This is a genomic window from Modestobacter altitudinis (assembly GCF_005930475.1).
GTDB classification, from domain to species: Bacteria; Actinomycetota; Actinomycetes; order Mycobacteriales; family Geodermatophilaceae; genus Modestobacter; species Modestobacter altitudinis.
This window is the reverse complement of sequence record NZ_SJEW01000054.1, coordinates 21,053-34,153: the sequence shown is the minus strand read 5'-3', so window position 1 is coordinate 34,153 and position 13,101 is coordinate 21,053. Positions and strand designations below refer to the sequence as shown.

Below are 13,101 nucleotides of genomic sequence, written 5' to 3'. Positions count from 1 at the left end.
ACCCTGGCCAACCGGGCCACGGCCTCCCCGATGACCTCCGCACGCTTGCAGAACGCGAACCGCACCAGGTGCCGACCCATCGCCGCGTGCTCCGGGGCGTAGAACACCTCGGTCGGGACGGCGACCACCCCGGCCCGCTCGGGCAGCGACCGGCAGAACGCCCACCCGTCGCCGTCGGGCTGCACCGGCCGGACGTCGACGGTGGCGAAGTAGGTGGCCTGCGGGCTGATCACCGGCAGCCCCGCCCCGGCCAGCCCGGTGACCAGCAGGTCGCGGTGCTGCTCCAGGTCGCGCGCGACGTGCCGGAAGTACCCGTCGGGCAGCCGCAGCCCGGCCGCGATCGCCGGCTGGAAGGGCCCGCCGTTGACGTAGGTGAGGAACTGCTTGGCGGTGCGGACCGCGGCGACCAGCGGCGCCGGGCCGCAGACCCAGCCGGTCTTCCAGCCGGTGGTGTTGAACGTCTTGCCGCCGCTGCTGACCACCAGCGTCCGCTCCCGCATGCCGGGCAGGGTCGCGAGCGAGACGTGCTCGGCGCCGGTGAAGACCAGGTGCTCGTACACCTCGTCGGTGACCACCAGCAGGTCGGCGGCCTGCGCGACGTCGGCCAGCACCGCGAGCTCGGCGGCGGTGAACACCTTGCCGGTCGGGTTGTGCGGGGTGTTGAGCAGCAGCAGCCGGGCCCGCGGGGTCACCGCCGCCCGCAGGTCGGCCTCCTCGAAGGTCCACGGGGCGTCGGTGACGCCACCGGCGACGGCCGCCGGCGGGCGGAGCGGCACCGGGCGGAGCACGCCGCCGGCCATCGCGACCGCGGCGGCGTAGCTGTCGTACATCGGCTCGAACAGCACCACCTCGTCACCGGGCTCGAGCAGCGCGATCAGCGCGGCGGTCAGCGCCTCGGTCGCACCCGCCGTCACCAGCACCTCGTCGGCCGGGTCGTAGGTCAGCCCGTGGAAGCGTTGCTGGTGCTCGGCGACGGCGGTCCGCAGGTCGAGCTGGCCGGGGCCCGGCGGGTACTGGTCGTGGGCGGTGCCGATCGCCGCGCGGGCGACGTCGAGCACCTCGGCGGGGCCGGGTTCGTCGGGGAAGCCCTGCCCCAGGTTGATCGAGCCGGTGGCCACCGCCAGGGCGCTCATCTCGGCGAAGACCGTCGTCCCGAAGCCCTGCAGGCGGCTGGACAGGTACGGCGCGCGGGTCACGCCGACATCCTGCCGTCTCGTGTGCCCGTCACGGCGCCCGGCCGCTCAGACCGGGTCGACCTCGAGGTCGCCGGTCGCCCGCTGCACGGTGCCGACGACGATCACCGCGACCAGCAGGGCGGTCAGCGCACCGACCACCACCACCGCCGGGAGGTCGAGCGCGAGGTCCAGCGCCGCGAGAGCCGCGGCCAGCACCGGCCACCACCACCCGTGGCTGCCACCGGTGGCCATCCCGCTGTTCCGCACGCTGACCGCCGCCAGGTACAGCGCCACCCCGCCGGCCAGCAGCACCCGGGTGCCCAGCGGCACGTCGCCCTGCCCGCTCTCCAGCACCGCCAGCTGGATCCCCGCGCCGACCCCGGCGAGGGCCAGGGCGATGGGCAGCTGCCCGAAGACGTACACGTCGTGGGCCCGCTCGCTGCGATCGCCACCGGCCTCGGCCAGCAGCCGCTTGGCGCCGGCCCCGGCCAGGTCGAAGTGGCTCCACCACAGCGCGGCGGCGAGCACGAAGGACACCGCCCCCACGGCCACCGCCTCCGCCGTCCAGTGCGCCTCGTACAGCCCGTGCGCCACCGCGGCGACGGACTCGCCGAGCACCAGGATGACGAACAGCGCGAACCGCTCGGGCAGGTGCTCCATGTGCAGCGGGACGTCGGAGGACGCCGCCGTGGCCCGCAGCGGCGCGAGGACCTCCACCGCGACGGCCAGTCCCCAGAGGACGAAGCAGACCGGTGCCGGCACGGCCATCGACACCGCCCACAGCAGTCCGCCGACGGTGAAGGCCAGCAGGTAGGTGCGGGCCAGCGGCCGCGCCTGCGCGACGTGCCGGTGCACCCGGGCGTACTGCAGCAGCAGCACCACCCGCAGCAGCACCTGGCAGCCGGCGAAGAGGGCCGGCCGCTCGCCGGTGGCCTCCGACGCCGTGGCGGCCAGCCCGATCACCGCTGCCATGCTCGCCAGCTTGTACAACCGGAACACGACGTCGTCGTGGTCGAAGCGGTTGGCGTACAGCGTGGAGCTGACCCAGGCCCACCAGACGGTGGCGAACAGGCCGGCGAAGACCGCCACGCTCTGCGCGGACACGTCCTCGCGCAGCGCGCCGGCCAGCTCGGCGACCACCAGGACGAAGGCCAGGTCGAAGAAGAGCTCCAGCCGCGACGCCGTCCGCTCGTCGTCCGTCGTCAGGCTCGGTGGACGCACCAGCCCGGCCGAGCGCACCGCGCGGAGGGACCTGCGGACAGCGCTCGGGTCGGCCACCTCCCCCCGCTACCCCTTCGGGGTCTCCTCCACCACCTGGGCGAGGGGGCGGGCGGGGCGGCCGGTGAGGTCGGTGACCGCGGTGCCCACCCGGGCCATCTCCCCCGCCGCGATCGCGGTGTAGGTGGAGACCCAGGCGTCGACCTGCCAGTCGGGCGCGCCGTACGGGGCACGCGAGGCACGGGCCTCCTCGAGCGTCTCCGGCTGGTACCGGACCTCCCGGCCGGTGACCGCGGTGATCGTCGCCGCCACCTCGGTCAGGGTCAGCGCCGCCGGGCCGGTGAGGTCGTAGGTCACCCCGGCGTGCGGAGCTGGATCGCGCAGCACGACCACGGCGGCGTCGGCGATGTCGTCCTGCGCGACCGCCGCGACCCGGCCCCGGCCGGCCGGCCCGCGGATCACCCCGTCCTCGCCGACCAGCTGCGGGAGGAAGTCGGCGTACAGGGAGTCCCGCAGGAACGTCGCGCGCAGGCCCCGCGCACGGACGTGCTCCTCGGTGGCCCAGTGCTCACGGGCCAGCGTGAACGTCGCGTCGGGCGCGGCACCCAGGAAGGAGACGTAGACCAGGTGCTCGACGCCGACCTCGGCTGCCGCGTCGACGAAGGTGCGGTGCTGGCCGAGCCGGTCGGGGTGCTCGGCGGCCGACACCATCAGCACGGTGGAGGTCCCGGCGAGCGCCGCACGCACCGCCGCCCCGTCGTCGTAGGAGGCGATCGCGACGGCGCTGCCCGGCAGCTGCGGCGCCCGCCGAGCTGCCCGGACGAGCCGGTGAGGGCGGGCGGAGGTCACGGTGCGAACTTCCTCGATCGACCTGGCCGACGGACCGGCTCCGTTCCTGGCAGGCTCACGGCGTGGTCAACTCGACGTCGAGCAGCACTCCTCCGGCCGACCCGTCGCCCGCCGTCCTCACCGTGCTGGGCGAGCTGGTCGTCGACCTCATCCCCGACCGGTCGGCCGACGCCGGCCCGGAGGGCACCGCTCCGCGGTACGTCGCCCGGCCCGGCGGCAACGCGCTCAACGTCGCGGTGGCCGCCGGCCGGCTCGGTCAGCCGGTGCGGCTGATGGCCCGGTTCGGTCGGGGGCCGCTGGCGGGCAACCTGCGCCGGCACGCCGAGCTGTCCGGCGTCGACCTCGACGGTGCGGTGGACTCCGGCGACCCGGTCAGCCTCGCCGTCGTCGGGCTGGCCCCGGACGGCTCCGCCGACTACGGGTTCCACGTCCTCGGCGCGGCCGACTGGCAGTGGACCGACGCCGAGCTGGAGGCCGGCTGGTCGGCCGACTCCCGGGCGGTGCACGTCGGGTCGATCTCCAGCTGGACGGCGCCCGGCTGCGAGCCGATCGCCGGCCTGGTCGAGCGGCTGCGGGCCGGCGGCACGGCGCTGGTGAGCGTCGACCCCAACATCCGGCCGATGCTCGCCGAGGGGTTCGGCAACACCGCCGCCGACGTGCGCCGCCGGCTCGACCGGCTGGTCGCCGCCGCCGACGTGGTGAAGGTCAGCGCCGAGGACCTCGCCTGGCTGGAGCCGGGGACCACCGACCTCGACGAGGCGGCCCGCCGCTGGGCCGAGCGTGGGCCCGCCGTGGTGCTGCTCACCGACGGCGGCGCGCCGCTGCGGGTGGCCCGCCCCGGGGGCCGGCTGCGGCAGGTGACCCCGCCGACCGTGCAGATCGTGGACACCGTGGGAGCCGGCGACTCACTGGCCGCCGGCTTCCTCTCCGGCCTGCTGCGGTCCGGCGTCACCGGCCGGGCTGCGCTCGAGCAGCTGACCGACGACGCACTCGAGCCGATCGTGGCCGAGGCCGCGCTCGTCGCCGCGCTGGCCTGCACCCGGGTCGGCGCCGACCCGCCCACCCGCGCCGAGGTGGACGCCGCCCGCGGCTGAGCGGGGTCAGCGGGCCGTCGGCTCCGACGGCAGGTCGGCGAGCCAGCCGAGCACCAGGGCCGCCAGCTCCTCGGGCACCTCCAGCTGCGGGGTGTGCCCGACACCGGGCAGCTCCACGTAGCGCCAGCCCGGGTTGCGGGCGGCGACGTCCCGGGCGTTGTGCACCGACACCAGCCGGTCCCGGTCGCCGTGGACCAGCAGCACCGGCACCTCGATGGCCGCCATCGCCTCGCGGTAGCGGCGGGGGTCGGCGAGCACGCGCAGCAGGGATCGGGCCGCGGCCAGCAGGGCCCGGTCCATGCCCTCGACGTCGCGCCGCTGCTCCACCAGCGCCACCGACCGGTCCACCAGCGCCGCCGGGACGGTGGCCGGGTCGACACCGCAGAGCCGGAGCATGTCCAGCACCTGGGTCCGCGGGCCGACCCGGAGCCGGCGGGCCCGGAGGGCGTACTCCCCCACCCCGGGGATCGCGTACGTGGCGAAGGTGAGGCCGACCAGCGGGTCGGGGCGCCGGAGCGGGCCGGGGACGGCGGGGTCGAGCAGCACCAGCGCGCGCACCAGCTCCGGTGCGGCCGCCGTCGCCAGGACCGAGATCATCCCGCCCATCGAGTTGCCCACCAGGACCACCGGGGTCCCGGCGACCTCGCGCAGGAACCGGTCCAGCACCGCCACGTTGGCCTGCACGGTGGCCCGCCGGGTGCCGGGCTCGCTGCTCCCGAAGCCCGGCAGGTCCAGCGCGAGCACCCGGGCATGCGGGGTGAGCAGCGGCGCGAACAGGTCCCAGTTCAGGTGCGAGCCACCGAGCCCGTGCACCAGGACGACGGTCGGCCCGTGCTCGGCGCCTCCGTGGTCGACGACGTGCACCGGCCCACCCAGGTCCACGATCCGGCTGTCCCCGACCGGCCCGTCCTGCCCCGCATCCGTCATCGCTCCGGGTCTCCTCCCGCCGGCGCCCCCGCTGACCGGTGACTCGGGCACCCAGTCTGCGGTCGGCGTCCCGCGGTCGCGATCGGCGGGGGCCCGCCCGCTCAGCTGGTGAGCAGGCCGCCCTCGACCGGCAGCGTGGTGCCGGTGACGTAGCCGCCGGCGTCGCTGACCAGGAAGACCAGCGCCGCGGCCAGCTCCTCGGGGTCCCCGGGCCGGTTCATCAGCACCCGCCCCAGCTGCGACTCCAGGTAGCCCTCCGCGTAGCCGTCGGTCATCTCCGAGGCGAAGAACCCCGGGGCGAGGGCGTTGACCCGGATGCCCTTGCGGCCGGTCCACTGCTGGGCGAGGTCCCGGGTCAGCCCGATCAACCCGGCCTTGCTGGCGGCGTAGGCGGCCTGCGGCAGCCCGGCCGTGGTCAGCCCCAGGATGCTGGAGATGTTGACGATGGAGCTGCCCGGCTGCATCACCCGGCCGCAGGCCTGCGCCATCCAGTAACAGCCGTTGAGGTTGACGTCGATCACCGAGCGGAACTGCTCGGGCGTCTCCCGGGTTGCCGGCACGGCGGTGCCGATGCCGGCGTTGTTGACCAGCACGTCGACCTTGCCGAACTCCGCCATGGCCGTGTCCACGAGCGCCTGGCAGTCCTCCGGCCGGGAGACGTCGGTGCGCACCGGGACCGCTCGCCGGCCGGCCCGCTCGACCGCCTCGCGGGTGCCAACCAGCCGGTCCTCCCGCCGGGCGGCGAGCACGACGTCGGCACCGGCCTCGGCCAGGGCGCGGGCGAACACCGCCCCCAGGCCCGACGAGGCGCCGGTCACGATCGCCACGCGGCCGTCGAGGGAGAACATGTCCAGGATCCTGCGGTCCGCCACGGGTGCCCGCTCCTCCGCCACCGCGGGGGTCCGGCCCGCTGCCGGACGGTGTCCCGTCGATCTCGGAACGGTATCGGGGATGTGCGGTAGATCACCGCCCGGGCGGGTAGGCGGGGGGCTGGTGACCGAGGGGGAGTCGACGATGAGCAACCTGGCACAGAACCTGCTGGACACCGCGGAGCGGGAGGGCGACCACACCGCGCTGCGGATGGACGAGGCGTCGATGACGTACCGCGAGTTCCGGGACGCGGCCTTCCGCGTCGCCGCGGGGCTCCGGGCGCGCGGCGTGGAACCCGGCGACCGGGTGGGGATGGTGCTGCCCAACGTGCTGTCCTTCCCGGTGGTCTTCTACGGCGCGCTGCTGGCCGGGGCGGTGGTCGTGCCGATGAACCCGCTGCTGAAGGCGCGCGAGGTCGAGTACTTCCTGTCCGACTCCGGGGCGCGGGTCGTCGTGACCGGTGAGCAGGCGGCGGCCGCCGTCACCGAGGCCGCCGGCACGGTGGGCATCGACGCGGTGACCGTCGGCGCCGCGCTGCCCGAGGAGCTGATGGCCGGTGAGCCGGACCTCACGGCGCCGGTCGAGCGGGCGGGTGGCGACACCGCCGTCATCCTCTACACCTCCGGCACCACCGGGAAGCCCAAGGGCGCGGAGCTCACCCACGACGGTCTGGGCAGCAACGCCCGCACCACCGAGGAGACCCTGCTGGAGGGCACCCCGGACGACGTGATCATGGGCTGCCTACCGCTGTTCCACGTCTTCGGGCTCACCTGCTCGCTGAACGCCGGGGTGCTGGCCGGCGCGTGCCTGACGCTGATCCCGCGCTTCGACGGGGCCAAGGCGCTGGCGGTGATCGAGCGTGACTCGGTCACCGTGTTCGAGGGCGTCCCCACCATGTTCTCCGCGATGCTGCACGCGCCCGACCGCGACGGCGCCGACGTGTCGACGCTGCGGCTGTGCGTGTCCGGCGGGTCGGCGATGCCGGTGGAGGTGATGCGGTCGTTCGAGGAGACGTTCGGCTGCATCGTGCTGGAGGGCTACGGGCTGTCCGAGACCTCGCCGGTGGCCGCGTTCAACCACCCGCACGCCGAGCGCAAGCCCGGGTCGATCGGCGTGCCCATCCGCGGCGTGGAGCAGCGGCTGGTCGACGACGACGGCAAGGACGTCGCGGTGGGCGAGGTCGGCGAGATCGCCATCCGCGGCGAGAACGTGATGAAGGGCTACTGGCAGCGGCCCGAGGACACGGCGAAGGCCATCCCGGACGGCTGGTTCCGCAGCGGCGACCTGGCCCGGCGGGACGAGGACGGCTACTACTTCATCGTCGACCGCAAGAAGGAGATGATCATCCGCGGCGGGTACAACGTCTACCCGCGGGAGATCGAGGAGGCGCTCTACGAGCACCCCGCCGTGGCGGAGGTCGCCTGCATCGGCATCGCCCACCCCGACCTCGGCGAGGAGGTCGCCGCGGCGGTCGCGCTGAAGCCCGGTGCCAGCGCCGACCCCGACGAGCTCCGCGAGTTCGTCAAGGCGCGGGTCGCCGCCTACAAGTACCCGCGGCAGCTCTGGCTGGTCGACGCGCTGCCCAAGGGCCCGACCGGCAAGATCCTGCGTCGCGCGGTGGAGGTGCCCGCGGAGGTGGGCACGCGATGACGGAGGCACCGTTGTGGCGGCAGGCCTACGACGCCGCCGAGCGCCGGGTCACCCCGCACGCCGACCGGCTGGTCCGCACGCCGTCCTTCGCCGTCGGCGCCGCCGTGCTGCGGCGGGCGCAGGCGCTGGCGCGCAGCTCGGCCGAGGGCGTCTCCGCCCGCGCCTGGCACCTGCTCAACCTGCCCGCCGGCAGCGACGTGAGCCGGCTGCGGACCCAGATCGGCGCACTGGACCGGGAGGTCCGGCGGCTGAGCGTGCAGCTGGAGCTCGAACGGCGCCGGCCCGCCCGGCCGCCCGCCGCACGCCACCCCGACGTCGAGGAGCCCCATGCCGAGTGTGCCGAACCCGCAGACGGTGCTGGACCGCGTCCGGCGCGACGTCGAACGCAACGCCCTCCGGGCGCGTAACGGCATCCGGCTGGTCGCCGGCGCCGACCGCCCGGGGATCGGCCAGACCCCGAAGGACGTCGTCTGGCAGCAGGGCCGCACCCAGTTGTGGCACTACCGCAACGACGACGTCCGGCACTCGCCGCCGCTGCTGATCGTCTTCAGCCTGATCAGCCGCAGCTACATCCTCGACCTGACCCCGGGCAACAGCTTCGTGGAGCAGCTGCTCGCCGCGGGGTTCGACGTCTACCTCCTCGACTGGGGTGAGCCCGACGAGCGGGACGCGCACAACCAACTCGAGGACTACGTCGACGACTACGTCCCGGCGGCCGTGGCCCGGGTGCTCGAGCGTTCGGGCACCGAGGAGCTGACCATGGTCGGCTACTGCTTCGGCGGGGACCTCGCGCTGCTCTACGCCGCGCACCACCCCGAGGCACCGGTGCGCAGCCTCACCGTGCTGGCCACCCCGGTCGACTTCCGGCACCTGGGCCCGCTCGCCGACGTCTTCGCCTCCGGCGGCCTCGAGGTCGGCGACGTCGTCGACAGCGCGGGCAACGTGCCCCCGCAGGTCGTGCTCCAGGGGTTCAAGGCGCTGACCCCGGTGGCCGAGGTGACCCGGTACGTGACCCTGTGGGAGCGGCTGTGGAACGACGAGTACGTGGCCGCCTACCAGGCGATGACCGGCTGGTCGGACGACCACGTGCCGTTCCCGGGAGCCGCGGCACGTCAGGCGGTGCAGATGCTGCTGCGCGACAACGGGATGCTCACCGACCGGCTGAGCCTGGGCGGTGACACCGTGCACCTGCGGGACGTCACGCTGCCCTTCCTGACGGTCCGGGCCACCCGCGACCACATCGTGCCGACCGCCGCGACCGCGCCGCTGATCGAGCTGGTCGGCTCCGCGGACAAGCACGAGCTGGCGCTGGACGCCGGGCACATGGGGCTCGTCGTCGGCCGGACGGCGGCCCGGACGACGGTGCCCACGATCATCGACTTCCTCCGCCGGCGGAGCGACGACGTCAGCGACGAGGGCCCCGACCGCCGCACGACAGGAGCGGAGCAGTGACCATCGTCCCGCTCTCCGCCGACCACGCCGAGGCCCTGGTGGCCTTCTTCCGCGACCTGCCCGACGGCGACCGCACGTTCATCAGGGAGGACGTCAGCGACCCCGCCACCGTGCACGCCTGGGCCGCCGAGCCGGCCGGTGGCTCCCGGTGGGTCGCCGTCCCGGGGACCGGGGAGGACGGCGGGGTGTGCGGCTACGTCGCCGTCCTGCCGCTGTCCGGGTGGTCGGACCACGTCGGCGAGGTCCGCCTGGTCGTGGCTCCTGCGGCCCGCGGCACCGGCCTCGGTCGCGACCTGGCGCGGCACGCCCTGGTGCAGGCCGTCGAGGCGGGGCTGCGGAAGCTGGTCGTCGAGGTGGTGCCCGGCCAGGGACCGGCCCTGACGCTGTTCACCGCGCTGGGCTTCACCGGCGAGGCGCTGCTCCGCGACCAGATCCGCGACCGCGACGGGGAGCTGCGCGACCTCATGGTGCTGGCCCACCACGTCGGCGACACGTGGTCGGGCATGACCGCGGTCGGGGTCGCCGACGCCCTGGACGAGCCGGCCGGCTGAGGCCGGCGCGCCGTGCAGGCAGCGCATGTTTGCAGTCCGTGCAGCATCAGGACACCATGAGCCCGTGACGTCGGGGCTGCGGGAGCGCAAGAAGCTGGCCACCCGGCTCGCGCTGCACGAGGCGGCCCTGCGGCTGGTGGCCGAGCGCGGCCTGGAGCACGTGTCGATCGAGGACATCACCGCCCGCGCCGACGTCTCCCCGCGCACCTTCTTCAACTACTTCACCTCCAAGGACGACGCGGTGGTCGGGCTGGACCCGGCGGCCCCGGCGCGGCAGGCAGAGGCGCTGATCGCCCGGCCGGCGGACGAGTCGGCCGTCGCGGCCATGCGTGCGCTGGCCCGCGACCAGGCGACCGAGATGGCCGAGGACCCGCAGCTGTGGCGGCTGCGGGTGCAGGTCATCGAGGCACACCCGGCGCTCGTCGGCCGGCTGGCCGCCGCCTTCGGCGAGCACGACCGGGTGCTCGCCGCGGCGATCGCTGCGCGCACCGGCGGGCACCTGGACGACGTCCTGCCGATGCTGCTCGCCGCCGTGGCCGCCGCCGCGATGCGCACCTCGCTGCACCGCTGGTTCGCCAGCGACTTCACCGCCTCCCTCCCCGACCTCGTCGACGAGGCCTGGGACGCGGTCGCCGCCGGCCTGCCCGGCTGACGGAGGACCTCGTCCTCCCCGCACCACCCTTGGTGCCGCGCGCCCGCGGCACCGTCGAACGACTGAGGAGCACGACCATGCAGGCCCCGCCCACCGACGCCCAGCCCGTCGACAGCACGGCACCCGTCATCGTGCTGACCCGGCGCCGGATCAACATCATCTTCTCGGCGCTGATCGCCGGCATGCTGATGGCGGCGCTGGACCAGACGATCGTCTCGACCGCCATGCCGACCATCGTCGGCGACCTCGGCGGCGTCTCGCACATGGCGTGGATGACCACCGCCTACCTGCTGGCGACCACCCTGGTCATGCCGGTCTACGGCAAGTTCGGCGACCTGTGGGGCCGCCGCAACCTGTTCCTCATCGCCATCGGGCTGTTCACGCTGGCCAGCCTCGGTGCCGCGCTGTCGCCGTCCTTCGGGTGGCTCGTGGTCTGGCGGGGCGTGCAGGGGCTGGGTGGTGGCGGGCTGATGATCTTGTCCCAGGCGATCATCGCCGACATCGTCCCGGCCCGGGAGCGGGCCAAGTACATGGGCCCGATCGGTGCGCTGTTCGGCCTGTCGGCGGTGGCCGGCCCGCTGGTGGGCGGCTTCTTCACCGACTCGGCCGCGCTGGGCTGGGAGTGGTGCTTCTGGGTCAACGTGCCCGTCGGGCTCGCGGCCTTCACCATCGGCTGGTTCGCCCTCACCCTGCCCCGCAAGCGCAACACCACGCCGCTGGACTACTCCGGCATCATCGCGCTGTCGGCGACCACCACCTCGCTCGTCCTGTTCACCGACTTCGGCGGCAGCGACGGCTGGGGCGCGCCGCGGACGCTGCTGTTCATCGCCGCGTTCGTCGTCTCGGTGGTGGTCTTCGTGCTCGTCGAGCGTCGAGCGGCGGAGCCCATCGTCCCGCTCTCGCTGTTCCGCAACCCGACGTTCGTCGTCGCGACGGCGCTGGGCATGGCGGTGGGCCTGGGCATGTTCGCCGCGATCGCGTTCATGCCGACCTACCTGCAGATGAGCTCGGGGCTGTCGGCGGCGAACTCCGGCCTGCTCATGCTGCCGATGACCGCCGGCATCATCCTGACCATCCAGGGCTCGGCCGGCTTCATCCAGCGGACCGGCCGGTACAAGGTCCTCACCATCGCCGGGGTGGCGCTGATCCTGGCCGCGATGCTCTGGATGACCACGCTGTCCGGCGGCACCTCGCTGTGGACCGTCGGCGCGATGTTCTTCGTCCTCGGCGCCGGCCTGGGCCTGATCATGCAGAACGTCGTGCTCGCCGCCCAGAACGCCGTCCCGGCCGGGCAGATCGGCACGGCGACGTCGACCAACAACTACTTCCGCGAGGTCGGCGCCACCCTCGGCGTCGCGGTGTTCGGCACGCTGTTCACCAGCCGGCTGGCCGAGAGCCTCACCTCCGCGCTGACCGGCAACGCCGAACAGGCGGTGCAGGCCGGCATCACCTCGCCGGAGACCCTGGTGCCCTCCGCCGTGCAGGCCGCCGGGGAGCCGCTGCGCACCGCGATCGTCGACGCCTACGCCGACGCGCTGGCGCCGGTGTTCTGGTACCTGGTGCCGATCCTCGTCGTGGCCCTGCTGCTGGCCTTCGCGCTGCGCGAGGTGCCGCTGTCCGACGTGGCCGGCATGGTCGCCCGCGGCGAGGCGGTGGAGCGCGAGGAGGACCTGCCCGTCGTCCCGCCGGTCACCCTCGTCGCCGACCAGCCGGCGGCCACGACCGGCGACGAGGCGTCCCTCCGCACTTAGGGGACTCGGCCCAGCCGGTCGACCAGCAGGTCGGCGACGGCGCGCATGCCGGCGGCGTTGGGGTGGTACGGCGCGACGCCGCCGGCGAGCAGGTCGCCGAACTCCCAGCCGGTGACCCACGGGTCGCCGGAGCCGACCGCATGGTCCCGGGAGATCGCCGAGGTGGCCACCAGCTCCGCTCCCGAGTCCCGGGCGGCCGTGGCGGTGGCCGCCTCCAGGCGCCGGCCGATGCCGGCGCACAGCACCCGGTGCTCCTCGCTCATCGGGAACGCTGCGGTGCCCTGCTCGGGTACCACGGTCAGGTAGTCGACCAGCACCACCCGCGCCCGCGGCGCGCGCTGGCGGACGGCGTCGACCAGCCCGGCCAACCGGGTCGGCAGCGCGGCCAGCGCCGCGTCGACCGCGTCGGCATCGATCGGTGTCCCGAAGAACGCCCCGGCCGCCTCCGGCGCACCGGCCGGGTCGGCGCGGTAGGAGCAGCGCAGCAGGGTGAGCAGGTAGTCGACGTCGTTGCCGCCGATGGTCACCGTGACCAGGTCGGCGTCCGGCAGCAGCGCCTCGAGCTGCGGCGGGACCGTGCCGCCGGTGAGCAGCGACTGCCGCCGGGTCAGCACGTCGTCCACGCCGGCACCTCCGGAGGTGACGTCGACCAGGTCGTACCCCAGCCGCTCGGCGAGGAGGGCCGGGTAGTTGCGCGCCGACCGGCCACAGGCGGGGACGACGATCGGGTCGATCCCCGGGCCGGCGGCGAAGGAGCTGCCCAGGGCGACGTAGGTCGGCATGACTGCAGCCTTCCCCACCGTCCCTAACGCTCGTTCGGGAGGTCCACGTGGAGTCGGTGACGGCAGGCGGCTGACACTGACCGGGCAGTCCCGCAGCCCGGCACCGAGGCCGCGCCACGCGCCGACAGAC

At 74.6% G+C, this 13,101-nt stretch carries 13 protein-coding genes; 7 read left to right on the top strand and 6 right to left on the bottom strand.

Features of this window, described 5'->3' with window-relative positions; all coding sequences use genetic code 11:
* From FHL79_RS17930 to FHL79_RS17920, 3 genes are all read right to left on the bottom strand, one after another.
* On the bottom strand, positions 1-1,196 hold a 1,196-nt coding region (locus FHL79_RS17930), incomplete at its 3' end, for a pyridoxal phosphate-dependent aminotransferase (RefSeq protein ID WP_138759938.1).
* Between the two features lie 45 nt (positions 1,197-1,241).
* Entirely contained in the window at positions 1,242-2,453 is a 1,212-nt protein-coding gene (locus tag FHL79_RS17925) for a low temperature requirement protein A (RefSeq protein WP_138759937.1), read from the bottom strand.
* 9 nt (positions 2,454-2,462) lie between these two features.
* A complete protein-coding gene (locus FHL79_RS17920) occupies positions 2,463-3,242 on the bottom strand; it encodes an NmrA family NAD(P)-binding protein (RefSeq protein WP_246080933.1) in 780 nt (259 codons plus the stop codon).
* Positions 3,243-3,304: 62 nt separating this feature from the next.
* Between FHL79_RS17920 and FHL79_RS17915 the strand changes: the two genes are divergently transcribed.
* Positions 3,305-4,336, top strand: coding sequence for a PfkB family carbohydrate kinase (locus tag FHL79_RS17915; RefSeq protein WP_138759935.1), 1,032 nt, complete (start codon positions 3,305-3,307; stop codon positions 4,334-4,336).
* 6 nt (positions 4,337-4,342) lie between these two features.
* On the opposite strand, the gene FHL79_RS17910 is transcribed toward FHL79_RS17915, so the two are convergent.
* Complete coding sequence (locus FHL79_RS17910) at positions 4,343-5,263, bottom strand: alpha/beta fold hydrolase (RefSeq protein WP_171058222.1); 921 nt, start codon at positions 5,261-5,263, stop codon at positions 4,343-4,345.
* 101 nt (positions 5,264-5,364) lie between these two features.
* On the bottom strand, positions 5,365-6,135 hold the full coding sequence (locus FHL79_RS17905; RefSeq protein WP_246080931.1) for an SDR family NAD(P)-dependent oxidoreductase: 771 nt from the start codon (positions 6,133-6,135) through the stop codon (positions 5,365-5,367).
* A gap of 142 nt (positions 6,136-6,277) precedes the next feature.
* On the opposite strand from FHL79_RS17905, the gene FHL79_RS17900 reads away from it, so the two are divergent.
* The 6 genes from FHL79_RS17900 (at position 6,278) to FHL79_RS17875 (ending at position 12,189) form a co-directional block, all read left to right on the top strand.
* Positions 6,278-7,783, top strand: coding sequence for a long-chain-fatty-acid--CoA ligase (locus FHL79_RS17900; RefSeq protein ID WP_138759934.1), 1,506 nt, complete (start codon positions 6,278-6,280; stop codon positions 7,781-7,783).
* Positions 7,780-8,190: a hypothetical protein gene (locus FHL79_RS17895; RefSeq protein WP_138759933.1), complete on the top strand. Its 411-nt coding sequence runs from the start codon at positions 7,780-7,782 to the stop codon at positions 8,188-8,190. Before FHL79_RS17900 ends, FHL79_RS17895 begins: the two co-directional genes overlap by 4 nt.
* Positions 8,111-9,235, top strand: a complete 1,125-nt coding sequence (locus FHL79_RS17890; protein WP_138759932.1) for an alpha/beta fold hydrolase — start codon at positions 8,111-8,113, stop codon at positions 9,233-9,235. Before FHL79_RS17895 ends, FHL79_RS17890 begins: the two co-directional genes overlap by 80 nt.
* Complete coding sequence (locus FHL79_RS17885) at positions 9,232-9,786, top strand: GNAT family N-acetyltransferase (protein ID WP_138759931.1); 555 nt, start codon at positions 9,232-9,234, stop codon at positions 9,784-9,786. The genes FHL79_RS17890 and FHL79_RS17885 overlap by 4 nt, the downstream gene beginning before the upstream one ends.
* 64 nt (positions 9,787-9,850) lie before the next feature.
* The gene (locus tag FHL79_RS17880) at positions 9,851-10,438 is read left to right on the top strand and encodes a TetR/AcrR family transcriptional regulator (RefSeq protein WP_218938506.1); all 588 of its coding nucleotides are present in this window, start codon (positions 9,851-9,853) and stop codon (positions 10,436-10,438) included.
* A 77-nt stretch (positions 10,439-10,515) separates the two neighbouring features.
* A complete protein-coding gene (locus FHL79_RS17875) occupies positions 10,516-12,189 on the top strand; it encodes an MDR family MFS transporter (RefSeq protein WP_138759929.1) in 1,674 nt (557 codons plus the stop codon).
* Here the strand turns inward: FHL79_RS17875 and FHL79_RS17870 are convergent.
* Positions 12,186-12,971, bottom strand: coding sequence for an SGNH/GDSL hydrolase family protein (locus FHL79_RS17870; protein WP_138759928.1), 786 nt, complete (start codon positions 12,969-12,971; stop codon positions 12,186-12,188). The two genes, FHL79_RS17875 and FHL79_RS17870, sit on opposite strands and share 4 nt — an antisense overlap.
* Positions 12,972-13,101 lie beyond the last annotated feature (130 nt).

What these genes read in the sequence shown, in the direction of transcription:
- FHL79_RS17910 (WP_171058222.1), bottom strand. Translation starts at nt 5,263, where the DNA reads ATGACGGATGCGGGGCAGGACGGGCCGGTCGGGGACAGCCGGATCGTG.
- FHL79_RS17900 (WP_138759934.1), top strand. Translation starts at nt 6,278, where the DNA reads ATGAGCAACCTGGCACAGAACCTGCTGGACACCGCGGAGCGGGAGGGC.
- FHL79_RS17895 (WP_138759933.1), top strand. Translation starts at nt 7,780, where the DNA reads ATGACGGAGGCACCGTTGTGGCGGCAGGCCTACGACGCCGCCGAGCGC.
- FHL79_RS17890 (WP_138759932.1), top strand. Translation starts at nt 8,111, where the DNA reads ATGCCGAGTGTGCCGAACCCGCAGACGGTGCTGGACCGCGTCCGGCGC.
- FHL79_RS17875 (WP_138759929.1), top strand. Translation starts at nt 10,516, where the DNA reads ATGCAGGCCCCGCCCACCGACGCCCAGCCCGTCGACAGCACGGCACCC.
- FHL79_RS17870 (WP_138759928.1), bottom strand. Translation starts at nt 12,971, where the DNA reads ATGCCGACCTACGTCGCCCTGGGCAGCTCCTTCGCCGCCGGCCCGGGG.